The organism is Psychrobacter sp. FME13, assembly GCF_014861395.1.
Classification (GTDB): domain Bacteria; phylum Pseudomonadota; class Gammaproteobacteria; order Pseudomonadales; family Moraxellaceae; genus Psychrobacter.
Map to the genome: position 1 here is coordinate 1 of NZ_RRYV01000005.1, position 24,246 is coordinate 24,246.

General features: G+C 42.5%; 19 protein-coding genes. 6 read left to right on the plus strand and 13 right to left on the minus strand.

Translation table 11 applies throughout. The features are described 5' to 3' along the window. The first annotated feature begins 167 nt into the window (after positions 1-167). The gene (gene rimI / locus EI164_RS01465) at positions 168-644 is read left to right on the plus strand and encodes a ribosomal protein S18-alanine N-acetyltransferase (protein ID WP_192518229.1); all 477 of its coding nucleotides are present in this window, start codon (positions 168-170) and stop codon (positions 642-644) included. A gap of 66 nt (positions 645-710) precedes the next feature. Here the strand turns inward: rimI and EI164_RS01470 are convergent, their stop codons facing one another. From EI164_RS01470 to trxB, 3 genes are read right to left on the minus strand one after another with little or no spacing between them, the layout of a single operon-like run. After that, positions 711-1,100 (minus strand): MerR family transcriptional regulator, encoded by a 390-nt coding sequence (locus EI164_RS01470; protein WP_192518230.1) that lies wholly within the window; start codon positions 1,098-1,100, stop codon positions 711-713. Positions 1,101-1,148: 48 nt separating this feature from the next. Next, entirely contained in the window at positions 1,149-1,946 is a 798-nt protein-coding gene (gene aat, locus EI164_RS01475) for a leucyl/phenylalanyl-tRNA--protein transferase (protein WP_192518231.1), read from the minus strand. After that, entirely contained in the window at positions 1,947-2,969 is a 1,023-nt protein-coding gene (trxB, locus tag EI164_RS01480) for a thioredoxin-disulfide reductase (RefSeq protein ID WP_192518232.1), read from the minus strand. Positions 2,970-3,709: 740 nt separating this feature from the next. On the opposite strand from trxB, the gene EI164_RS17380 reads away from it, so the two are divergent. Further along, positions 3,710-7,033, plus strand: coding sequence for a DNA translocase FtsK 4TM domain-containing protein (locus tag EI164_RS17380; protein WP_192518233.1), 3,324 nt, complete (start codon positions 3,710-3,712; stop codon positions 7,031-7,033). 472 nt (positions 7,034-7,505) lie between these two features. On the opposite strand, the gene EI164_RS01490 is transcribed toward EI164_RS17380, so the two are convergent. From EI164_RS01490 to dapC, 8 genes are all read right to left on the minus strand, one after another. Continuing rightward, positions 7,506-8,384, minus strand: coding sequence for a DODA-type extradiol aromatic ring-opening family dioxygenase (locus EI164_RS01490; RefSeq protein ID WP_192518234.1), 879 nt, complete (start codon positions 8,382-8,384; stop codon positions 7,506-7,508). 121 nt (positions 8,385-8,505) lie between these two features. Then, entirely contained in the window at positions 8,506-8,994 is a 489-nt protein-coding gene (rlmH, locus tag EI164_RS01495; RefSeq protein ID WP_192518235.1) for a 23S rRNA (pseudouridine(1915)-N(3))-methyltransferase RlmH, read from the minus strand. Between the two features lie 86 nt (positions 8,995-9,080). Then, positions 9,081-9,629 carry a DUF421 domain-containing protein gene (locus EI164_RS01500; protein WP_192518236.1) on the minus strand — a complete coding sequence of 183 codons (549 nt, stop codon included), beginning with the start codon at positions 9,627-9,629 and terminating at the stop codon, positions 9,081-9,083. Between the two features lie 79 nt (positions 9,630-9,708). Further along, entirely contained in the window at positions 9,709-10,191 is a 483-nt protein-coding gene (locus tag EI164_RS01505; protein ID WP_192518237.1) for an ABZJ_00895 family protein, read from the minus strand. Positions 10,192-10,473: 282 nt separating this feature from the next. Next, positions 10,474-12,462 carry a D-alanyl-D-alanine carboxypeptidase/D-alanyl-D-alanine-endopeptidase gene (locus EI164_RS01510; protein ID WP_192518238.1) on the minus strand — a complete coding sequence of 663 codons (1,989 nt, stop codon included), beginning with the start codon at positions 12,460-12,462 and terminating at the stop codon, positions 10,474-10,476. A gap of 108 nt (positions 12,463-12,570) precedes the next feature. Next, positions 12,571-13,176, minus strand: a complete 606-nt coding sequence (locus EI164_RS01515; RefSeq protein WP_192518239.1) for a 3'-5' exonuclease — start codon at positions 13,174-13,176, stop codon at positions 12,571-12,573. A gap of 17 nt (positions 13,177-13,193) precedes the next feature. Next, entirely contained in the window at positions 13,194-15,164 is a 1,971-nt protein-coding gene (locus tag EI164_RS01520; protein WP_192518240.1) for a DUF294 nucleotidyltransferase-like domain-containing protein, read from the minus strand. 165 nt (positions 15,165-15,329) lie between these two features. Continuing rightward, positions 15,330-16,562, minus strand: a complete 1,233-nt coding sequence (gene dapC, locus EI164_RS01525) for a succinyldiaminopimelate transaminase (protein WP_192518241.1) — start codon at positions 16,560-16,562, stop codon at positions 15,330-15,332. Positions 16,563-16,718: 156 nt separating this feature from the next. Here dapC and EI164_RS01530 point away from each other — a divergent pair, with 156 nt between their 5' ends. Then, positions 16,719-17,390 (plus strand): hypothetical protein, encoded by a 672-nt coding sequence (locus EI164_RS01530; protein ID WP_192518242.1) that lies wholly within the window; start codon positions 16,719-16,721, stop codon positions 17,388-17,390. A 141-nt stretch (positions 17,391-17,531) separates the two neighbouring features. On the opposite strand, the gene glnD is transcribed toward EI164_RS01530, so the two are convergent. After that, positions 17,532-20,279, minus strand: coding sequence for a [protein-PII] uridylyltransferase (gene glnD / locus EI164_RS01535; RefSeq protein WP_192518243.1), 2,748 nt, complete (start codon positions 20,277-20,279; stop codon positions 17,532-17,534). A gap of 163 nt (positions 20,280-20,442) precedes the next feature. Further along, a complete protein-coding gene (gene map, locus EI164_RS01540) occupies positions 20,443-21,234 on the minus strand; it encodes a type I methionyl aminopeptidase (RefSeq protein ID WP_413038420.1) in 792 nt (263 codons plus the stop codon). Between the two features lie 425 nt (positions 21,235-21,659). Between map and EI164_RS01545 the strand changes: the two genes are divergently transcribed. From EI164_RS01545 to EI164_RS01555, 3 genes are all read left to right on the plus strand, one after another. Next, complete coding sequence (locus EI164_RS01545; RefSeq protein WP_192518245.1) at positions 21,660-22,145, plus strand: META domain-containing protein; 486 nt, start codon at positions 21,660-21,662, stop codon at positions 22,143-22,145. Positions 22,146-22,393: 248 nt separating this feature from the next. Beyond that, complete coding sequence (locus tag EI164_RS01550; protein ID WP_192518246.1) at positions 22,394-23,395, plus strand: PD40 domain-containing protein; 1,002 nt, start codon at positions 22,394-22,396, stop codon at positions 23,393-23,395. A gap of 110 nt (positions 23,396-23,505) precedes the next feature. Next, on the plus strand, positions 23,506-24,165 hold the full coding sequence (locus EI164_RS01555; RefSeq protein WP_192518247.1) for an OB-fold-containig protein: 660 nt from the start codon (positions 23,506-23,508) through the stop codon (positions 24,163-24,165). Positions 24,166-24,246: the final 81 nt, after the last annotated feature.

Here is a 24,246-nt window from a genome sequence, read left to right on the forward strand (position 1 = left end):
TGCTAACGTACTTGACTAATGATTAATCCCATCAGTGTATGCTGATGTAGGTTAAACCATTAGTAAAAAGCCATCCTCTTAGAGGGTGGCTTTTTTTATTGATATAATTAATCGATTTTCATAAAGTAAATCAACAATAATACGATTTTTATAGAAAAAGAGAGCTGATGTTTACTACAAAAATATTAGGATCTGAGTCAGATGATCACGCAGAAGTTATTAAAGCAGTTGCAATGATTGAAGCTATTGTGCAATTGCAAGAGCCGTGGAATGAAAAAACTTTGAACGATTTGCTTGCACAAGATAGCATCAGTTTGATGGTCGTAAGCACTATGGGTAGTGATGAAACGGTTGGTTACTGCTTATACCAAGTGATATTTGAGCAAGCAGAAATTCTACGTATTGCTACTCATCCTAATAATCAACGGCAAGGTGTTGCCTCGCAAATTTTTGCCAACTTAAATACAGTATTAATGAATAATCAGGTAGAGAGCTTATTGTTAGAAGTACGAGCAGATAATATGCCCGCGATAGCCTTATATGAACAACAAGGGTTTGCTGTGATTCATAAACGTAAAGGGTATTATCAGCAATCACATCAGCCAGCAATTGATGCTTTAATCATGCAGCATGTTTATCATTAGTGGTATGTGATTTGAGGCAGCTTTATTGTTTTAGAAGGTTTGTTATTTAGTTTTGATATGAGAGCTTTAGTCACTGTTTGATAGCATACATTGAAGCTCTTTGATATGTTCGGTCAATAGCTCAATCATGATGCTAGTATTTTCTTGTTGTTTTTGGACTTGTTCCAGTTTGTTTTGATGAAAATTTAGCTGTTCATCGAGTCCCATTTTTCCCGTATAAAAATCATTGAAGCCATCTTTAATTTCATTGAGAGTAAAACCTACCGTTTGTGCGCTTTTGATTAGTTCAATACGTTCTACACATTCTGGATGAAATTCGGTATAAAATCGAGATCCTGCTTGACGCTTACGTGATTTTAGCAAACCCAACTGATCATAATGGCGAACGGTATCCTTAGTGGTGTTGGCTTTTTTTGCAAGTGCGCCAATTAACAGGAATGATTTATCAGATGCCATAATAGTCTCATAGGTCTATAGGTAAGTGCTGGTCAATAGCCATGATGCTCATCGTAACTTGAGCTGCCAAGGTTCTGTATTGTTTAATAACGATACTGCCAATGGTTTATGCGAATCATTTCGCCATCTGACTGAATGACTAGCTATTAAACTGTCTAATTGAGTCAAAAAATCAGTGCGTGGCAAGGTGACAGCACCTAAGCTCATCAGATGTTCGTTCGGTAGCTGACAGTCGACAAGCCCTACGTTACTCTGTTCACATAAGCGCATCAAGCCCCAAAATGCTAGTTTTGAAGCATTGGACGCACGGTGAAACATTGATTCACCAAAATAGAGATTACCTATCTTTAAGCCATAGAGCCCACCAATTAGCTGCCCTTTATCATCCCAAACTTCGATACTGTGTGCAAACCCTTTGGCATGTAATTCAGTATAGGCTTGGATCATGTCATTATGAATCCAAGTATGCTCGCCTTCAGGTAGCTCGTCATTACGGGGCAAACTACAGGCATGTATTACGTCATCAAATGCTTGATTGAGTGTCAACTGCCAACGTGAGCGACTGGCTTGCTTGCGTAGTGACTTGCTGGGTGTGTAGTCGGCGGGTACAATCACACATCGTGGTTCAGGGCACCACCAAGCGATCGGCTCGTCTTCATTAAACCAAGGGAATAACCCTCGTGCATAAGCAGAAATGAGCGTTTCTGGTGCCAAATCACCACCTATGGCGATGATTCCTATGCCTTCAGGATCGATAGAAACAGGATCGGGGAAGTCATAACACCCAAGACTTTTTAATGTCTCAGGTGTGATGTTTTTATCATTTAGTTGCAAGAAATTAACCATTTAGGCTTCTTTATCAGCAGTTGATGTTGATGCATAAGTATGATCATGTGCGATGGTCTCTCCTAATGCATCCAAGTATTTTTCAGCATCAAGCGCAGCCATACAACCGGTACCAGCAGACGTAATAGCTTGACGGTAGACATGATCAGCGACGTCACCTGCGGCAAACACCCCTTCGATACTGGTTTGAGTGGCGTTACCTGCGAGGCCACTTTGGACGACCAAATAGCCATCTTTCATATCTAGTTGATCTTTGAATAAGTCTGTATTGGGCTTATGACCAATCGCCACGAACATACCAAATACGTCTAATTGTTTGGTGCTGCCATTTTCAGTAGATTCAATAATGACACCATTAACGCCTGAATCATCACCAACGACTTCTTTGACGTAGTGGTTCCATTCAATTTTAACATTGCCATTTTTGGCTTTTTCAAACAGTTTGTCTTGCAGAATTTTTTCTGAGCGTAAGCTGTCACGGCGATGAACTAGTGTGACCTCTGCTGCAATATTAGATAAGTATAAAGCTTCTTCAACGGCAGTATTACCGCCACCAATGACAGCGACTTTTTGGTTTTTATAAAAGAAACCGTCACATGTGGCACAAGCCGAAACCCCTAAACCTTTAAACTTGGTTTCTGATTCTAGTCCTAGATACTGCGCAGATGCGCCTGTAGAGATAATCAAAGCATCACAAGTATAGCTGCCGTTATTGCCGGTCAGCTCAAAAGGGCGCACATTTAAATTCACCGCATTGATATGGTCATAAACCAACTCTGTACCGAAGCGTTCAGCGTGTGCTTTCATGCGCTCCATCAATGCAGGACCCGTTAAATCATGGGCGTCGCCTGGCCAGTTATCAACTTCAGTCGTGGTTGTCAGCTGTCCACCCACTTCCATGCCAGTGACCATGACTGGTTTTAGGTTGGCACGAGCAGCATAAACGGCAGCAGCATAACCAGCAGGACCTGAGCCTAAAATAATGAGTTTTTCGTGACGTGTAGCGGTGTTGTCAGTTGCCATGAGTTGTTCCTTGCTAAATATAAGAGTTGAAAATGTGAAGAATCAATATAATCAGAATATTCTAAAGTTTGTCATTAGGATATGTTCTTATTTTAAAAATGGTGATAAAAATGAGATAAATTGCCGTTAAACAAGAAAAATAGTATTGATAATATATAGAATATTGACCAGCTATTTGACGATGTTTAGGTAGATTTAGCCGTTTTTAGCCCATCGAGATGACTATCGATTAAATTGAAGACACGCCCCAATACAGTTTTTATCATTGTTGTGTGATAGTAACATAAGGGTAGTGGCCGAAAAGTGCAAGTTTGCTAAAACAAAGATGGGTATCATTAGAATCAAAGCATGTTTGCCTTGAAATATTATAGCGATGAAACATGAATATTTTGTAGCGTTTCTACAAATTTCTAGCGTTTCTGCAAAATTTCTAGCAATTATTCTGTTAGCTGTATGTCTAAAATATGGTTTTTTGTTTAAATTCGATATTGACAGACTTTCTTGGACTCTTTCTTGATAAGACTGTCGCCACTACGGCTATGTATTTGTTATTATAAGAAGTTATGCCAAGCGTGGTATGAGTCAAAAACAGTTGCTAACGATAGCTTTTATTTATGGCTTTTAAGACGATCAATATCTTTGTAATACTTCGCTAACCATTTTATATCAGCACTTTATGTCAGCATGATTAGGATTAGTCATGTATTGACGACCATCTTTAATAACAAGGCAGATCTTACGTGATATCAGCACCGCTTATTGAGTATTTAAAAAAAGGAATATTTACCCTTATTGGGTTAATACTGGCCGTTTATCTGTTTGTCATTTTAATGACCTATACAGGTAATGATCCTAGTTGGTCGCATATCAGTAGTGATATGACCACGATTAATAATGTGGGTGGCGCATCGGGTGCTTGGTTGTCTGATTTGCTCTATAGTTTCTTTGGTTTTGGTGCATGGTGGCTGTTAGCATTTTTGGTTTATGAGTCCGTCCTTATTTGGTGGGACAATAAGCCAACATTTTGGTTGATGCGTTTGATTGCTTATGTCTTCTTATTGTTAAGTGCCAGCGCCTTATTTGCGCAATTGGTTGCCTTGGTTCAGCACGTAACTGATGCAACTGTAACAAAGCTTGAGGGTGTGGCTGGTGGCATTATTGGACTTGAGTTACAGTCACGTTTGGCTCAGCTTTTATCGCAGTGGGGGAGTGTGTTTTTCTTGACTGCTTTCGTTGTTATTACCGCTACCTTTGCCTTTAATATTCATTGGCTTGCGATTTATCAGAAGGTTACAACGTTGTCATGGCTTGGCTCAGGAGTAAAACAAAAAGATATCATAAATGATACTCGCTCAGCATCTCAAGCAGGCATGATCTCTGAGAAAAGTAATGAAAGCAAAGAGAATGAGAAGACTAATAAAGAAACTGCGGAATACGAGCAGTTGCCACTTGAATTACAGTCTACGGAGAGTGCTCAATCACTGGATAACAGTGGTCGGTTTAGTCACGTTTTATCAGATTTCTTAGCGACATCGGGCCTTGCCGATAGCGTGAAAGCCTCTGTGGTAGCAGCAACACAAACAGCGATGTCTAGTGCTTCTAGTAATGACAATAGAGAGCATTTTCAGACGGCAGAATCGATGCCTAGCGGTACTGTAGATAATACGGCTCACCATACGAATGTATCGTCGACGTCAAGTGCAGCACCGACTCCGGTTCGTAAAGTTGAACCTAGCTTTGCTTGGAATGATGCCAATACCGTGGATGACTTGCTGGCCAGTGAGCAAATGGCTTATAACGCTGATATTGTGAACGATTCGGCTTCTGCTATATCGGTACCTAATGACAGCAAAACTGAGTCGCCAGATATGGCAAATTCAGTCTCTACAAGGATGTCAACCACAGAAACATCTGACGCTCAACCAACGATTCGTTCGCAGACAAAAGCGATTCAGTCGCCAATTGAGGCGCCAGAAGCAACAGCAACAACAGAGAGTATTGATACATTGGCAGATGCTTGGCTAGCAGAGCATGCAACGCCTATCGTTGATAAGTCTATGACAGCGTTGCAATCAGATAATATGGCTGCACAGCCAGTGCAAGAGGCGTCTGTCGAATCTGAGCGAGATATGTCCAGTGAGACTCCGATTAATAACGCTACTGCAGCTGCCAGTATAACGCCGTCCTCTTTTGATGAATTATCTAATAACCAAGTGGAAGTATCTAGTAACGCTATAGCGCCGACTGTGATTGAAAAACCTATCACTAAACCGGTACCAGTAGTCAGCGATCCTGTGTCAGCAGCGATAGATATGACACCAACCAATACGCCTCCTGCCAATCCAAAAGCCGCACCAACGGTAGAAGTAACCAGTCTAGCCTCAAACGTGCCTGAGCCTAAAACGCCTGCGCAACCGTCTGTTAGCTTCGCTGTGCCAGAGGGTGATAGCAGTAATCATATCACTGATATGATGCCAGAGAGCGACAATGACGATACCAATGTACCAGTCATGCCGCATATTAGTGATGATGAAGCTTTTAGTCAAAAATCACGTTCGATGCAAACGGCAGCCTATCGCAGCAGTCTAACGCCTATTCCAGAAATGTCTATATTGGATAAGCCCGATCCTGACCGTAAGCCTAGCTATACCGTGGTTGAGCTGGAAAAACTGTCTGAGTTATTAGAAATTAAGCTACAAGAGTTTAATGTAAAGGCCTCTGTAGTTAATGCTATTCCAGGACCTGTCGTCACTCGTTTTGAAGTGGAGTTAGCTGCTGGGGTCAAAGCCAGTAAAGTAACAGGCATTTCACGTGATTTGGCGCGTTCATTATCGATGGCTTCTTTGCGTGTCGTCGAAGTGATTCCAGGCAAACCATATATCGGTATTGAAGTACCTAATAAGAAACGTGAAATGGTACGTTTGATTGAATTACTCAATACCGAAACGTTTAAAGACCCAAAAGCGCAGATTAGTATGGCGATGGGTAAAGATATCGGTGGTAATCCGATCATTACCGACCTTGCTCGTGCACCGCATATGTTGGTTGCTGGTACGACAGGTTCTGGTAAGTCAGTATTGGTCAACTCGATGTTGCTTTCCATGCTACTCAAATACACACCAAATGAGCTGCGTCTTATTCTGATTGATCCAAAGCAATTAGAGCTTGCTAACTATAATGACATTCCGCATCTGTTAACGCCTGTCGTAACCGATATGACCGAGGCGGCGAGTGCTTTATCATGGTGTGTGGCAGAGATGGAGCGCCGCTATCAGCTCATGAGTTTGCTTAAAGTGCGTAAGCTTAATGAGTTCAATAAAAAAGTCATCGCGGCAGAGGAGTCGGGGAATCCAATGCTCGATCCTTTATGGCGGCCTAATGACAGCGTGAGCATTAGCCAAGCACCCAAGCTCAAAGTATTACCAATGATTGTGATTGTTGCCGATGAGTTTGCCGATATGATTATGCAGGTGGGTAAACAAGCTGAAGAGCTTATCACCCGCTTGGCACAAAAGTCGCGGGCTGCAGGTATTCACTTGATGCTCGCGACTCAGCGTCCGTCGGTAGATGTTATCACTGGTCTAATTAAAGCCAATATCCCTGTGCGTGCGGCACTACGAGTAAACTCAAAAGTTGATTCACGCACGATTTTGGATAGTGGCGGCGCAGAAGATATGCTAGGTAACGGTGATATGTTGTTCCTAGGGCCAGGGCAGATTGAGCCAGATCGTGTACATGGTGCTTATGTTAGTGACGAAGAGGTCAACCGTGTTTGTGATGCATGGCGTGAGCGCGGTGCTCCTGATTATATCGACAACATGGCAGGTAACTTTGAATTGTCTAGCCCAAGTGGTGGTAGCTCAGGTAACGCCTCTGGTGAAGATGATGACCTATATAACGATGCTGTAGCCTTTATTATGGAAACACGTAAGGTTTCGGCCTCTAGTATTCAGCGTAAATTTAGCATTGGCTACAACCGTGCGGCACGTATTGTGGATTCAATGGAGGAGGCAGGACTGGTCAGCTCGATGGGCAAAAGTGGCAAACGTGAGCTGCTAATGTAGCGATGGATATGCTTTATATGATCAATAAAAAGTAAAACCAAGACGACTTATTATCGTGCTACTGGTACAAACTTTACTTGCCTACTGTATTTACAAAGGCTGCGAAAAATTCATCCCAGTAGCACGGTAGCGATTTTCAAATACTTTGACTATAGCGTGGTATATATAGCGCTATATATAGTCGATTCAATTTAAGAATAGTACAAGGCAGGCGAGTGTAGATTTATACGTGATACGTCAAGCGAGACGCTGAAATACTTTTATAGTGGCGTGACTATAATACAGAGTTCAAACTGAATATCAGTGGATATAGCAACCACTCAATACCTGTATAGCGCACTGAACATGATTTGAATGAATATCTACCAATTAAAAAACAGACAACATCTATCACCGTTATTTTAGTTGTCACAAGATAACCCAGTTTTTTGAATCAATTAATGGCGATAAACGATCCGTAGCACACCTATACTCAATCAAAGCGGTAGATGTCCATGCCCAAGCTATGATGCGCCATGCTTTGGTGAATGACTGAGACACGCTGACCCGTACCTAATGCAAAAAACAACGGGAGCAAGTGCTCATCACTTGGATGAATATCTTTGTAGTCAGGGTACTGCTGCCAATCGAGTGCCGTGGGAATATCTGTTTTGAGCTGTTGAAGCAACCATTGCTTAAAGGTTTTGGCTGCTTGATCGATACTGTCAGACTGCCACCGAATAGCTCGCAAGTTATGTGTGACGCTGCCTGAGCCGATGATAAGTATTTGCTCCTCACGCAGGTGCGCCAACAGTGCACCTAGTTGATAACAGGCAACGCTGTCATAGTGCTGTGGCAAAGAGATTTGCACAATCGGTATGTCTGCTTCTGGATACAGGTGTATAAGCGGTGCCCACACGCCATGGTCACAAGCACGTACTGGATTGACACTGCAACTAATACCGCGTGTCGTAAGCTGCTGAGCTAGTGTCTCCGCCAGCGCTGGCTGACCTGAAACAGGATACTGAACGTCATAAAGCTCAGACGAAAATCCTGAAAAGTCATGCCAAGTCTTTGGTTGTGGGTTGTTGCTAATCTCCAGTTTTGAAGATTGCCAATGTGCCGACATAATCACGATGGCGCGGGGTTTGGGTAAGTTTTGTCCGATACGTGCCAGCGCACTGGTTGTGGCTGATTGTTCAAGGGCCAATGTGGGCGCGCCATGTGAGATAAATAAGGCAGGTAAAAGAGCGGTGTTTTTTAGTGAAGCGGGTACATCATCCCATGCAGCCTTAGCATTGATGGGGGCTATAGCATCAGTCGAGCTTGGCTGATGGCTTGCTTTAAGAGTCTGAGCGTTTGAATAAGTCATGTAGCGTTTATTAGGGCGGCTAGTGGTTTTTCAATCCGGCTTTGGCCAGTTGAAGGGTGAGAATTGTACGTTTGAGTTAGTATTTTTACTTCAACACGCCCTAATTAATGATTGTGAAAGCCTAATTTCCACGATGATAAGGGTGATTGTTATTGATACTCATTGCGCGATATAGTTGCTCCATGAGTACGACACGCACTAATGGATGCGGTAATGTTAGGGCGGATAGTGATAATTTTGCATCGGCTTTTGCCAATACTTCTGGTGAGACACCATCTGCACCGCCGATGACTAAGGCAATATCATCGCCTTGCTGCATGCCATCTGCTAATTTATCGGCCAAACCTTCGGTCGATATCATCTTGCCTTTGACGTCTAGTACCCATAACTGCTCTCGGCTTGATGCATTATGAGTGGCTAATATGGCTTGACCTTCTTGCTCACGATACTGTGCCAAATTAGCATCTGAAGGGTTTTTTGCCCGTTTTGCAGCTGCAATTTCGACGATTTCTGTGCTAAGCATCGGTTGAATGCGTTTGTAGTATTCGTCAAAACCTGTTTGCACCCATTTGGGCATTTTATTACCAACAGTCAAAATCCTTACTTTCATAGTGCTTACCATCTCGATAATTAAATTCAAGCTTACTAGGGTGTACCCTAAATAGTTTGTATCGTTCGTTATTTACGGTCTACAATTTACATTAGAGGGCTAATGGTTTCTGATATGTGATTGTTTGCGCTTCGATCATCGCCGCTCTTATCCGCTTGGTTTGGCTTTGGAATAACAGTAAGCTTTGCATCAGATTCAAAAACAATGGCTTCAACATCATCGAAACTATTAATCCCTTCAGAACGCATTGAGCATTCGAGCTCTTGACGAGTCAGTCGCTCCTCTCGCATTGCATCTGGTAAAAACTGTCCTTGATAAAAGACGATACGGGGTTCAGATAAGATAAAGTTACTAAAGGGCGTTGAGATAGAGGCGTATTTGGTGACCAAAAACTGTAAAACATATAGCGTGATAATTGAGGCTGCACCTTCTACAAAAGGGATCTCTTTTAGCAAAATAGTGCTGGCTCCCAGTGAGCCAATCATCACCGTCACAATCCAATCAAAATTATTTAGCTGAGAGGTTGAGCGTTTGCCAGAAATTTTGGTGGTAATCACGATGAGCACATAAACCATGACGGCGGTGAATACAATACGCCCAAGTTTGTCGATACTATCAAAAAAAACAATGTCCATCGTGTTGACTCCTCATTATCTTGAATGCCAAGTTTTTAAGGTGCAAACCTCGCCAAGCGCTTTGTTGGCAGTACTGTATTTATTTGGGTGCTAAGAAATGATTGAAAGCCCACAATCCTAAACGTGTGCTAACCAAGGTCAGCACTATCATCATAAGCAGTGCACCAAGTAATGGCAAGGGCTGCTGTGTGGCCATATCTGTTAATACTTCGCGGCTAACTGGTGTAAACAAAAACAGCCACAACCCTAACATATACAATGCATTTAACAACCACATGGCGGCCACGCTACCAATGGTCAAGCGGTTCATCTCACTGATGGTGAGCGTGCGCTGTTGATGTTTGATGAATTTGTGCGCCGCAATATAAGCGCCAACCAGTACTGCTACCGTCATCACAACGTATGGGCTGAGCGTTAGCTTGGTTTGGACGACCATAAAAATAGCGTTGGCTAAAATGTAACCAATGACAAAAAACCCCATATACATTGGTAGCTTAAATGCTGACGGTAGCCGTGCTGGCGGTTTACTTTTCTTACGTAAATTGTCGGTAGCGTGTGGCATAAAATAGCCTATATTAATGTAAAAAATAAAGGGTGGATAAATTATTATGGTATGGGCGTGTCATCATAGTTAGCCATTTTAAGATACTGAATGTATAGTCGATCCACTATAAAATAAACACAGCGATACTGGGTGCATTTTGCGTAGCCTCTGTCTGCGCAGGCACAGCAAGCAAGGAAAATGTATACCTGTATCGCATGGTTACATTTGTATCTGTTTTATTTAGGACTGACTATATCAAGGTGTTCATTGATGACACGTTTCTATTATACAGGTGCTGTTTTATTGCTGTGCTGTCCAATCTAACATGGCATCTAATACAGTTCTAGCCGCATATACATTGAGCGCCTGATCGGTATTAATCAGTCCGACCACGGTATAATCTTGCCCTGATTGCCCTTTTACATAGCCGGCCATTGAGGTGACATTGTTTAAGGTGCCGGTTTTAATCCACGCGCGTCCAATAGCGGCTGATTCAGGTAACCGTTTGCTATGGGTGGCAATGGTGCCACTAACGCCTGCTATCCCCAAAGAGTCCACATACGCATCAAAGCTTGGGCTGTCGTACGCATAGCCTAACAACTCACTTAGATTGGCGGCACTCACGGTACAGGTGCGGCACAAGCCAGAACCATTGGTGAGATATGGCGGCGGTGTTTTTAAGTGTGTCTGCCACCACTGATTAATGGTTTGTAGCGTTGTTGGGTAGTTGGTGTGATGCGAGCTGCCAAAGTCATATAGGCTGGTTGTGCCCGATATAGTCATGGGTGTAGCTGCATTAGTAGAAGCTGCTTGGCTAGCAGAGGTGGCTGCATACGCCCCAATAGACAATGCCACTTGTTCGGCCATGACATTATTTGAAAAGTGGTTGATGTCATAAATTTGCTGTGCCAATGTGAGTGATGGATAGCTGACAATGGGCAAAGGCGACAGTGGTAATGCGGCTAGACTGCCTGCTTTATGGGTATTGGTCAGGGTGTTGTAAGGGCGTTCTTGGCTGATAATTTGACCGCTTAGCGTATTACCTAGTGCATACCATTTATCTGCCAGTACGTGGGCAGCAAAATCTTTGGCATCGGGATAAGCAATATAAAAAACGTGCTCGCCGCAACTGCTAGGCAGCTCAGAATTTATCTGAAGCTGATTGGCTTGCCACTGCGGGTTCAAGCTGTAATTGGCTGACGCACAGGCCCCTGCACGAGTATTGACAACACTTGGTAGCTGATAGTCGGCCAATTTCGGCGTATAGGTTAATTGTGCTTGCCCATTGTTTAACGGCTGACTTTTAATACCGATGCTGCTAAAGTTGACCAAAAAGCCATCTGGGCTAGCGTTATAAGGGCGTAGCGGCGCATTATCAAATGCGGCAGGGTCTTTACTCACTTGTTCAAAAACTGCGCTGTCAATAACAATATTACCATCAATGTGTTTAATACCTGCTTGTTGCACATGATAAAGCAGCTGTTGTAAGCGCTCATGCGTCATTTTTGGGTCGCCACTGCCCTGAATCACCAAGTCGCCGTATAGGCGGTCGCCCACAATAATACCAGTATGGTATACCCGAGTGAGCCAAACAAAATCAGTGCCTAAGGTATCTAACGCAATAAAGGTCGGTAGCAGTTTCATGGTGCTGGCAGGTGTGCGTGCAGTATCTGGTTGGTGGCTAATCAACGGCGAAAACGAGATATGAGTAGAACCAGCATTGGTATTTTTATCGTTTGCGTCGCGATTTTTATGTTGGTTGATGGTAGCGTTGGCTTGTTGGTCGTCAAGTACATCGGGAATACTTTCTATGCTTTGGTAGGTATAAGCATCATCGGTATAGGCATGTATTTCTTTCTCATGCTGCTCAATAGTTTGGCGCTCAATGGTAACTAAGGTACTTTGTTGGGGAATGCTGTTGTTTTTATTACTGTTTTGATGATTGTCTTGTTGAGCGTTTGGCTGGTTGTCATCAGTATGGTTTTGTGCACTATTAGCCACAGCTTGTTGGCTGCTATCAATTACTTGAATAGGCGTAGGCAAGTGGCTGTTATTTTTATCGCCAACTGGGGTGATGACCATGCTGATGTCAGATTCTGTTAAATTGGCGCGCGTTAATGCTGCCTGAACCGCTTCTGGTAGTGTTGCTTGCGCATATAGTGGCGTTACTGTTAAGGCCAGCACGGCCAATGACTTACTAGCTTGACTGAACGGTCGTAGATGATGAAGCATTGGTGAAATTTTAGTGGCAATAGCAGAATAACGAGAGCGTTCAGAAGTAGGTCGCATGAGCATCTTTTAGTAAGTGGTAAAAGCCGACTATACTAACATGAGTTAAGGCTTTCTCGTAGATGCAGAAGCATGTTAAAAGTTTGATTTTGTCGTCAAACAGCGCGCTTAGCGTACGTGCAAAAACGCCATTGCGGTCATGATGGCATCGTTATAAGCATCATGAGCACCCAGTTCAGGAATATTGTAATGAGCTAAGATATTGGTTAGGTGCTGTGATTGGTTAGAGAGACCCTGAGTATGACCACTCCTGCGCCGACTGTACAGATGGCGTATGTCTATGATTTTGTTTGGCAGTGTTGATCCCATATACTTTTTAACCAGTGGGTTTAAAAAAGCAGTGTCAATTTGCGGGCAGAAACCTACTATAGGGCGGTTGTTTATAAATGGTAGCAATAGCGCTAACATCTCCTCATAGCTCATACCATGTTCAACATCAGCGGTACGTAAACCGTGAATTATAATCGTATCGCGGTCTGGCATCACAGGTGGTCTGCAGACTAAATGCAGACCATTGCCTGTATCGATCGTATTACCATTGATATGAATAGCCGCAACCGATAACAAATGGTGTTTTTTAGGATTAAGTCCAGTCATCTCGCAGTCAATAGCGACCCACTGCTCAGGCATAGGTTGGCTAAACATCGATGCCAGTTCTGGACGTTGTAGTTGAGTCTTTTGCCAAGTGCAAGACAACTGCTGTAGCCAACTCATAGTGGTTGTTCATCCATTTATGAAATCTCTAATTGATAGTGCTGGCGGAGCTGAGCTTTAAAGCTTTTTACCACAGCTAGACACTCTTTTAGCAAGTCACGCTCAAGCGCAGTTAACGTCATTGGATTGACTTGCCGAGCATACTTATCGTCAGTAGAGAGCGCAACTGATAAGCGCTGCGCCATAAAAAACTCTAATGCTTCTAATAAAGTGTCGGCACGCTCTTGGGTCAAGGCTTGAGTTTGCACCAAGGCTTTGAGCCGGTTTTTACTACTGGGCACTTCCAAAATATCATTTTCTAATGCTAAGGTGCGAATACCGTGAACCAATGGAAAGATACCGGCTTTTTTTAGATCAATATCTTGCGAGTTTGACTTATTACCCAGTAGTGGGACAAACTTTTGCCACCATTGGTTTACGTCACCAAACTGCAGTGCGGCGCGTGCGAACTGACGCACAAACATAGGGTCTGACTGTCGGTGGGCTACTTTTAGATGTTGGCGTATTTGGGTCAATAATGATTCATCACCGCAGACGTATTCAGCATCGAGGATGGCGGATAAATAAATGCCATGCATTGGTTCGGTATTTCTAAACCATGAGTTGATTTGGGTATTAAATGCTTTTAGCGGTTGTCGCCATATAGGGTTGGTCATCATGATGAAGCCATCACACAGTGGATAACCAAGGTTTGCCAAATGATGATTAAACGAGTCGGCAAACTGTGCCAAGTCATCATGTGTGTATCCGTCACGTATGATGAGTGCATTGTCTTGATCAGTACGCATGATCTGCTCACCACGACCTTCTGAGCCCATAACGATGAGGCAAGTATTGACCATGACCTCATCAGGTACGATAAGTTGCCAAAGCTTGGTAAATACTTGTGCATTGAGCGTCTGTACCATGCGGCTGATGTTACCGATTTTGACGCCATTTTGATGCTGTGCACGAATATAACGACCGATAAGTTCGACTGCGGTATCTAGGCTCGTCAGATCTTTTGCTTGTTCAATTTGAATACTAATGAGCTGTGAATGATGGCTGATATGAGCGAGCATGTCGCTTTGCCCAAGGATACCTATAACCTTACCTTGGTCATCTAGCACAGGCAGTCTATGGATACGATAACGAGTCATGGTTAGTAGCGCATCGCCAATCTCATCATCAGACTTGATGGTACGCAGGTTAAAGTTGGCATAATCTTGACATGACGTCGTGGCAGGGTTTTTTTGCTCACTCACGGCGCGGCAAATATCGGTATCGGTTAAAATACCTAATAGATGACCTATACCGTATGATGTCTCTTGTACATCTTCTTTTATCGTTTGTACATAAGTCGATGGTCTTACCAGTACGTGCTTTATTCCTATTTGGGTCATAACGCTAGCAGCGTCATACAGGCTATTATTGGCATCAACGATATGTACTGGAAGTAAACGGACATCAATCACTGGTTGCAGCATGATTTGCTGTACTTCTTGTTGATTGGTATAGATGGTTGGGTCAGTTCCTGTGTTGTGACGGCGCTGTTGTAGTGCTTTGAGTCGCTCAGGAAGCTTGTCTGATAGCATTTGGCGAACTAGATGATTTTGAGCACTGATTTTGTCAACAGTGCTACCAGCCACTTGAAGCAGTAGAGTGTCTTCGGTAGCTCGAAATTGATAAGTTTTAGCTGTATCTGCAAGCCCTGTAGCCTCTTTGGTGAGAGTGTTATCAGTCAGTGACTCAGGCTGGCGACGGCTATCGAACCAATCATTGTTGTTAAGGTGATCAGAATGATTGCTACCTAAATAAGAGACGACAAACTCACCGTCGAGTAATTGCTCAACCTGTCCTTTAATGACTACATAAAGGTACTGTAAGTCTTCTGCAAGCAAGCTTTCATCTTTAGCAAGATAGCGTATTTGCGTGTTTTTCCTGATACTTTGGCGTTCAGCTAAACTGAGTACATCAAAGGGCGGCTGGGTAAAATCAAGATGGGGCATGGCATCATCCTTGATGGCATATTGGACTATAGGTAATTACTTATAGATCATTACTATAGCATCATTCACATAAAAAACCTGCAATAACCACATTTATATTATGGTTATTGCAGGTAAATAGCACAATTATTGTGTCAAGTAAGGATGTTGATATCGCGAATTTAACTATGCACCAAGCAATTTTCGAATACGGCTTATCGCTTCACGGCTTTCTTCGACACTAGCGACCAAAGCAATACGCACATATCCTTGCCCAGGGTTGCTGCTATTTACTTCACGTGAGAGATAGCGTCCTGCTAATGCATGAATATTTGCCTGCTCATATAGCGCTTTGACAAACAGTTCATCATCACCATTGAACTGCTCAGGCGCTTTTATCCAAAAATAAAATCCTGCATCAGGCATCCGTAACTCTAATAGCTCACCAAGCTCAGACATCCATAAGGCAAACTTTTCTTGATAGAGTGAGCGATTATTTGCCACATGTTTTTCATCTTGCCAAGCAGCGATAGAAGCCAGTTGATGCGGTATCGGCATCGCACAGCCTTGATAGGTACGATATTGCAAATAAGCCTGTAAAATATCGGCATCACCTGCTATAAATCCAGACCGCAAACCTGGTAGGTTTGAGCGTTTGGACAAAGAATGAAAGACGATACAGTTTTTAAAGGTGTGGCGACCAAGTATTGCGCAAGCCTGTAATAGACCGATAGGGGCGCTATCAAAATAAAGCTCGCTATAACATTCATCGCTGGCAATGATAAAGTCATATTGATCTGACAGACGAATCAGATACTCCCAATCATCCATTGTCATGACAGAGCCAGTTGGATTGTTAGGACTACAAACGAATAATAGCTGCGTACGCTCCCACACTTCTTTGGGTACTGCTCGGTAATCTCCTTTAAAATCATTATCTAATGTGCAGGGTACAAAGTATGGCGCTGCTTGTGCCAGTATCGCTGCGCCTTCATAGATTTGATAAAACGGATTGGGCATCACAACTACAGGAGGCTTACCTGATACAGATAACGAATGGTTTGCTGTGTCGATGACTTTATGATCGACAACTGCTTGTACCAAGCTAAAAATAGCCTCACGCGTGCCCATTACCGGTAATACTTCGGTATTGGCATCGACATGATTCAAAAAAAACCGCTTTTCCAGCCAATGAGCGATGGTCTGACGCAGTTCAAACATACCGTTGGTGGTTGGATAACGACTTATTTTGTCCAAATTTTCGTGTAGTACGTCCAGTACAAATGCTGGTGGCTCATGTTTTGGTTCGCCAATGCCTAGTTTGATTTCACTGTAGCTATCGGCTGGCGTGCTATTGGCAAGTAACGCTGCCATTTTTGCGAAAGGGTAAGGATGCAGGTACGTTAAGTTGTGATTCATAAGTAGGGTAACTATAATAGACAATTAATAATAAAGTTATAAAGAAAAATTACATTCAAGCAGTGTAGCACTTCTCTTGTTTTTTGTCTTTTTCTTATAACAGTACAATAAGCCGCTGTCAGCCTTGATGATAGTTTATGGTAAGGACAATTTGATATGCCTGGTGTTACACAACCCGATAGTCCAAACGCTAAAGATATCAACGATAAAAATTCTGACGATAACTTATCGCGAGATAAGCTATATGAGCTATTAAAACAGCGCGAACAATGTTGGTGGCAAGCGCGGCAGCAGCTCACTAGCCGTAAAGAGAAAAAACTGTTTTGGTACGGTGAAAATAGCTTGATGATGTGGTTCTTATGGCAGTTGGTCAGCTATGTCATCGTGGCGATGTTATTGATGCTGCTTAGTAAGTTGTTGGGCATCATGCTGCCTGTATGGCAGTATGTTGCTTTGTTTGCCATACAGACAGTGATTTTTATTGTCATGCTGTCACTAAAAGGTCGCATGGCTAATATTTTGCAACGCAAGATTGATAAAGATGAGTTGCAACGTGAAGAAGCGCTGAATGAGATGATTATCTTGGCAGAAGACAGTCTTTATCCAGACGTACATGCCAATTCACCTATCTCCTTAAGACAGCTGTATGAGTATTTTGATCAAAGCTTTCATTTGGCCAGTTTACATTGTCTGTTACAAAGAGAGGTCGATACTGGGCGTATAATGCTGACGCAAAAACAGACTGAGGCAGAGGTTCTGCCGCCAGACCTCGCTGATGATGAACTTAATGAACATGCTAGTGAGATTATATATAAAAGCACTTTATAGGAATTAGCTTTGCTCTGAGGTGCGCCTTAGATGTTAAAAAGATTAGATATTAAAAAAACTAGACAGAAAAAAGCATGGCATTGATCGTTTTATCAATGTCATGCTTTTTTATTATGTTTTTTATTAACTCTTGAATGATACCTAATAGAGAGGACAGTCTTTCTGCACACTGAGACTGGTAAGCAGTGCTGCTTTCAGAGAGTCAAGTCGGTCAGTAGATAGCGGCTTATCGTTATGATCACTGATATAAAACATATCTTCTGCACGCTCGCCTAAGGTGGTAATACGGGCAGCATGTACCTCAATTTTCTCTTCCAAAAACACTTGTCCAACTCGTGCCAATAGCCCAGGCTGATCAAGCGTTTCTAAGCTCATGACGTGTTGATCTGAGGCTTCATTGAACTCAAAATTGATAACTGTGGTTACCTCAAAGTTTCGAAGCTGACGTGGAATCCGCTTGTTTGTAATTTTTAATACTGTTGGATCTTTAAAGGCACTAATCAAACGCTGCTTGAGATCCTTTTGGCTGTCTTCGTCAATTAATAGTGTACCGTTCGGATCTAGTAGCACATAAGAGTCCAACGCAAAATCACGGGTAGCAGTGATGATTCGTGCGTCCAAGACATCCAGATTCATCTGATCGAACACTGCCATGGTAACCGCAAATAAGTTTTCTTGATCTTGGGTGTAAACAAATACTTGAACGGCATCAAGTGCCAGCTCTCTATGCTCACGTAGTACGACTAGCGGTGGACTATCTGTATTGGATGCAAGTCCAATAGGGGGGTGATTCAAGATAGCCTCGGTATGCCATAAAATATCCTCAGCGATCTCACGCAAGAAATATTCATCACCCAAATCGTCCCATAGCCTCAATACTTCATCGCGATTCATGTGCTGATTGTTTACATTATCTAGCATGGTTAAGGCTTGTTTACGTGTGGCACTGATCATATCTTGGCGGTTGGTCGGTGCATCAATATCAGCACGCAAAATACGACGAGTCTGTGAGTATAGCTGTTTCATTAGCGTGGCGCGCCAACTGTTCCATAATTGTGGATTGGTGGCGTTCATGTCAGCGACGGTTAGCACGTATAGATGATTGAGATGGGTGACATTGCCCACTAGGTCTGAAAATATAGTCACAATCTCTGGGTCTGATATGTCTTTTTTCTGAGCGGTCATCGACATTAATAAATGGTAACGTGTCAGCCAGCCAACCAAATTAGCATCCGCCAAACTCATGCCATGCGTCAAGCAAAACTCAATGGCTTCGGTTTGCCCAAGCTCGCTATGATTACCACCACGACCTTTAGCAATGTCATGGAACATTGCTGCCAGTACCAAGATTTCTTTTCGTTCGATGCGTTGAAAGATAGAGCTGACCAACGGGAAGTCTTCATAAAACCGTGGGTCAGTGAAACGATGGAGGATGCGAATCAAAAACAAGGTATGTGCATCAACGGTATAGCGATGAAATAAGTCATACTGCATCAGCCCCGTTACTTGTGAAAACGCAGGAATATAGTTACCCAAGACGCCATATCGATTCATCGTACGCAGGCGATGAAACAGGTAGTTTTGTTCTTTTAGGTTGGCTAAAAACAGCGCTTGGTGAGCGGGATTGTCACGGTAAACTTGATCGATACCGCGTGCAGCAATTTTTAGCGCGCGTAGGGTATGGGTGCGGACGTTTTTAATATTGTGCTGACCCATCAATAAAAACATCTCTAAAATAGCGTCAGGGTGCTGAGCAAAGACGCGATGATGCGCCATCGATATTTGATCACCTATTTGGTTAAAACGTGCGTTGATGGGCTGTTTTTTGGGACTCTCATCATCAGTCAGTCTTGGTTCTATAATCGTTTCGTAATAATGATTGATCAGCATCTCGGATAGTGTTGATATCTGCATGGCGCAGCGATAGTAATCACGCATAAAGCGTTCTACTGCAGCATTAGGTTCATCATCTGGCTGCGTCTCATAGCCCATCAATTGAGCAATCTCACGCTGATAATCAAACAGTAACTTGTTTTCGTTACGACCGGTCAATACGTGCAAATAGTGACGTATTTGCCATAGATATCCTTCTGCAAAACTCAGCTCGTCAAACTCTTTTTCGGTCAAAAAGTTTTGCTGCACCAAGTCGTACAGTTTGCCCACTCGAAAGTAACGTTTGGTCACCCAGCCGATGACATGAATATCGCGTAAACCACCAGGAGCTGTCTTGATATTTGGCTCAAGATTGTATTCTGTGGCATTGTGCTGTAAGTGGCGTACCTTACTTTCTTCGATTTTTACTTCAAAAAACTGCCGCGGCGACCACTGCTCGTTGACAATTTTTACTGGAACATCTTGCAAGTCTTCATTACCAATCAACAGTCGAGCTTCTAACTGAGCACTGGCAATGGTGTGATCAAGTGCTGCTTCTAAGGCATCTTCAATCGTACGCACAGAAAGTGCAGGGTCCAATCCTATGTCCCATAGTAACGCTACCAAACGATCAATCTTTCCACTAGTATCAGTGTCAATTTCATCAGGAGATAGCAGTAAAATATCGATGTCTGAATACAGCGATAACTCGCCACGCCCATACCCACCAGTGGCAAAGAAAGCCAAGTCAGTTTTATCTAACTCAAAAAATTTAAATAAAGCAATCAGTAACTCGTCGATGGCACAGGAACGAACCTCAACCAATTGACGAATATTGACACCACGCTCAAGTGCTCGATTGATGTCTTCATTAATTTGAGTTAACCAGTTAGGGATCTCCAGTAGCCATTTTTCGGCCGCGTCGTTATCCGTTGATACTGATGTATCTGTTTCTGCATCATCAGGTAGCAAAGGTAGGGACGTTAGGTCAATAGAAGTGATATCACAATTAAACATAAGTGTTATCCAATTAAGAGTTTAAAGGCAGCTGTTTGAGCTTAAGGTTGTTTTATTATTTGAAGGACATGGTTATCAGAACTCTAAATATCAGTAAGCATAATACTTAATTTATCTTGATTATAGTGCAAAAAAAAGACCGCCTAGGCGATCTTTTATTATATTACTGAGTTAAAAAGCTTAAATCTTCTTCAGGGCGGACAGTAAATACTTCACAGCCATTATCTGTGACGACCATCGTGTGCTCCCACTGAGCAGATAGCTTACGGTCTTTGGTAATTGCCGTCCATTCATCCGGTAAGATTTTGGTCTGCCACTTACCTTCATTAATCATAGGCTCGATGGTGAATGTCATGCCCGTTTTTAGCTCAAAGCCAGTGCCTTTTTTGCCATAGTGCATGACTTGTGGTTCGTGATGGAATTCATTACTAATACCGTGACCACAGAATTCACGTACGATACTGAAGCGCTCAGGCTCGACCACTTCTTGAATTGCAGCGCCAATATCACCCAAACGTGCACCGTCTTTGACGACGCTCATACCTGCATAGAGAGCATCTTGTGCCACTTTGCAGATACGCTTGGCCATAATAGAGCCATTGCCAACGATCCACATTTTTGAGGTATCGCCATAATAGCCGTCTTTAATTACGGTCACATCGATATTGATAATATCGCCATCTTTTAGCAGTTTTTTCTCACTTGGAATACCATGACAAACCACGTGGTTGACCGAGGTGCAGATTGATTTTGGGAAACCATTATAGTTGAGTGGTGCAGGGATAGCATCTTGTACATTGACAATATAGTCATGAGCAATTTGGTTTAACGCTTCGGTGCTAACACCTACTTTTACGTGTTCGTCTAACATAACCAACAAATCACTGGCAAGCTTGCCGGCGACACGCATTTTTTCTATGGCTTCTGGAGATTGGATAAGGGATTTTTTAGTCATCATAATCGTACTTATAGTTATGGAATGAATAGGGTGAATTATAGCATAAATGCATCAATGACTGTTTTGGAAGATTGGTTGGCAAGTCTAACCGCTTATCTACCTGCTTTTAAAAAGTGAGCAGCTCGCGCTATGTCTGGCAAGCTAGGTTAGCAAAAAGCTATCAAGCAATACTGAACTGATGATTGTTGCAATCATATACTCAATCTATAACGACAATCAGGTATTCGTTATGCATAATGGTCTACATTATTTTGGTCAATGAATAAAGCAATAAGTCCATTATAATAAAGCGTGTTGAACATGCAGCAATAGTCGTTGTCAGTGCTATGGTTGAATATCAAACACGCTCTAACGATAACGCTCACTGAGCGTACGTAATATTGTTTTTTAATCTTTTGAATAAAATCACTATAGGAGTTTATATGAAGAACACAACTAGCATGATGATGGCGGCAACACTGGCTATAGGCACACTGGCTGCTGGTTGCCAGACCACAAGTATTACCGCACCAGTCACTCAACCAGTCACATCAAACCTTTTGCAAGCCAACGATTGGCAACTGGTCGATGCTAAGGATACTAATGGTGAACGTATAAATTCTTTGTTTATTGATGAGAGTAAACCTCTTACTTTAAAATTTATGACCGTCGAAGGTAACAATCGAGTTGCGTTTATAAACACTTGTAACAGCATGGGTGCAGGGTATAGTGTGACAGATGGTGAGGTAAACCTCACTCAAGGCATGAGCACAATGATGGCATGCCCTGAGCCTCAGGCCAGTTTTGATGCGGCAGCTTTAGCGACTGTAGATGGCAAGTATAGTATTAATAATAATGTTAATAATACACCTATTCTGACCATTAAGAACGACAGCCAAGTTGCGCACTTTAAAGCCGTTTCTAAATAAACCTACCTATTCACTATAGGTAATTTGGGTACAACGAGCATTATCTAAAAATCATTTTTTAACACGATATATCTGTTTAAAAAAGCCTCACGAATAGTGGGGCTTTTTTTGTCTAAAATCAAAGTTAAATGTACGTTACACTAGTGTAACTGTTTATATCTAAACACTATCGTGTAGCGTAGCTATCGATAACTTATCAGTGTTTATTTATAACAAATCTATCTATGAACGACTATTGGACTTGCCTTATGCTAAAAGCTTTTGTATCAAAACCAACGATAAACCTGCATACGATAAGTAGCACAGTTATCATTGCTGCGACTAGCGTTTTAGTGGGTTGTCAGACATTGCCAAGCACCGTATCGAAAACATCTGTAGATATGACGGCGAGTAATCCACTAACCGCTAAAATGCCAGCGATAGATCGCCAAGGACGTATTGCTTATATAGAAGAGCATGGCATGGGCGCTGCAAAAATATCGACACTGTATAGCATCCGTCCTGATGGTGGCGATCGTCAGTTGGTTGATCAGATAAATGGTTATATCTATTCGCCTGCATGGTCTGCGGATGGTCAATGGCTTGCTTATAGCAAACAAGCAGCACGTCAAAACCCAAAAATTTATATCTATGACCGAAAAAGTAACACACAAAGTCTGATCGTTAATGCTGAAGGCAGTAACATGTCCGCGTCGTTCTCACCTGATGGTCAAAAACTCCTCTATAGCTCAACCGTCGGCGGTAATGCAGACATCTATGAGATGCGTCTCAGCGATGGTAATACCAAACAGTTGACTACATTATCAAGCACTGAGGTACAGCCAAGTTATGCGCCAGATGGCAAAAGCTTCGTGTATACCAGTGATAAAGTTCGTGCTGGACGCCCAAGCATCTATCGATACCGTTTCGATGATGGCAAAGCCGAGCGCTTGTCTACAGGCAGTTATGCTGCCAGTCCTCAGCTCAGCTTAGATGGGCAGCAATTGGCTTATCTTGATGGCAGTAAAGCTGCAATTATGACATTGGCTACAGGGCAGATACTATTTCTAGCAGAAACAGGACTCGATGAGCCTGCGCGATTGTCACCATCTGGACAGTATGCAGTCTATCCGATGAGCGCTTCTGTAGTGAGTAATCAAGGCTCTATTAATATGGGGAATTTGGTTATTCAATCACTAACGGGTAACACCAATTTTACGATTAGTAGTGAGGCTGGCGGGGTCATTCGCTCTCCCGTTTGGGGCCGATGATGACGAAATCTATGTATTATATAGTGAGATATCTATATAATTATTAATAAAGAAACATAAGTTGATTCTGAAAACCTAGGTTATAGGTATATAAAAGGAGAAAGCGTGTAATGCAAGAGTCGTTTTTAGTATTCATTACTAACATCAGTCTATACCCTACGGTGATTTTTACTGGATTGGTGATGTTTGTGACCTTGTATTGGATAGTTTCCTTACTAGGTATGGCAGATATGGATACAGTCGATATAGGTGATGCAACTGGAGACGGTGGTGACTTAACTTCATCGGGTTTTGTCTCTGGACTTTTACTCAAATTTGGTTTGTATGGCGTACCTCTCATCATTATTCTTAGTTTAATCAGTTTGATTGGTTGGTTGTTAAGCTATTTATACACCAGTTTTTTACACCAAAATTTTGATTCTGGTCTTTGGTATTACGTCTTTGGCACTGGTGCATTTGTTCTTGTCTTGGTGGTATCTATGTGGTTAACAGGTCTCATTATTTCACCCATTCGCAAAAACATTGCCAGAATTCCTAAACGTAATGCTTCTAGCAATATAGGTAAAATTGCTGTGGTACGCACACTTAGCGTGACACATAAGCATGGCGAAGCAGAGCTTAATGATGGCGGTGCAGGGTTGATACTAAAGATACGCTCAGATATCGATGATAATTTACTCAAGCAAGGAGATAAAGTGATGTTGGTTGAGTATTTAACAGATGCCAATACTTATCGAGTTGCTGTTGTGGAAGATAAAGAAGCATTGTAAAGCTATTAATAGCACCTAACAGTTTTAAATTTGGTTATAGTCGGTTCAAAGTGACTCAGATATAGCGACGGTGATTAGCAG

Coding starts and splice junctions, on each gene's coding strand:
- EI164_RS01510 (WP_192518238.1), bottom strand. CDS start 12,462: ATGCGACCTACTTCTGAACGCTCTCGTTATTCTGCTATTGCCACTAAA.
- EI164_RS01520 (WP_192518240.1), bottom strand. CDS start 15,164: ATGCCCCATCTTGATTTTACCCAGCCGCCCTTTGATGTACTCAGTTTA.
- EI164_RS01505 (WP_192518237.1), bottom strand. CDS start 10,191: ATGCCACACGCTACCGACAATTTACGTAAGAAAAGTAAACCGCCAGCA.
- EI164_RS01530 (WP_192518242.1), top strand. CDS start 16,719: ATGCCTGGTGTTACACAACCCGATAGTCCAAACGCTAAAGATATCAAC.
- trxB (WP_192518232.1), bottom strand. CDS start 2,969: ATGGCAACTGACAACACCGCTACACGTCACGAAAAACTCATTATTTTA.
- aat (WP_192518231.1), bottom strand. CDS start 1,946: ATGGTTAATTTCTTGCAACTAAATGATAAAAACATCACACCTGAGACA.
- EI164_RS01490 (WP_192518234.1), bottom strand. CDS start 8,384: ATGACTTATTCAAACGCTCAGACTCTTAAAGCAAGCCATCAGCCAAGC.
- rlmH (WP_192518235.1), bottom strand. CDS start 8,994: ATGAAAGTAAGGATTTTGACTGTTGGTAATAAAATGCCCAAATGGGTG.
- EI164_RS01515 (WP_192518239.1), bottom strand. CDS start 13,176: ATGAGTTGGCTACAGCAGTTGTCTTGCACTTGGCAAAAGACTCAACTA.
- rimI (WP_192518229.1), top strand. CDS start 168: ATGTTTACTACAAAAATATTAGGATCTGAGTCAGATGATCACGCAGAA.
- map (WP_413038420.1), bottom strand. CDS start 21,234: ATGACTAAAAAATCCCTTATCCAATCTCCAGAAGCCATAGAAAAAATG.
- EI164_RS01555 (WP_192518247.1), top strand. CDS start 23,506: ATGCAAGAGTCGTTTTTAGTATTCATTACTAACATCAGTCTATACCCT.
- dapC (WP_192518241.1), bottom strand. CDS start 16,562: ATGAATCACAACTTAACGTACCTGCATCCTTACCCTTTCGCAAAAATG.
- EI164_RS01470 (WP_192518230.1), bottom strand. CDS start 1,100: ATGGCATCTGATAAATCATTCCTGTTAATTGGCGCACTTGCAAAAAAA.
- EI164_RS01545 (WP_192518245.1), top strand. CDS start 21,660: ATGAAGAACACAACTAGCATGATGATGGCGGCAACACTGGCTATAGGC.
- EI164_RS01550 (WP_192518246.1), top strand. CDS start 22,394: ATGCTAAAAGCTTTTGTATCAAAACCAACGATAAACCTGCATACGATA.
- EI164_RS01500 (WP_192518236.1), bottom strand. CDS start 9,629: ATGGACATTGTTTTTTTTGATAGTATCGACAAACTTGGGCGTATTGTA.
- glnD (WP_192518243.1), bottom strand. CDS start 20,279: ATGTTTAATTGTGATATCACTTCTATTGACCTAACGTCCCTACCTTTG.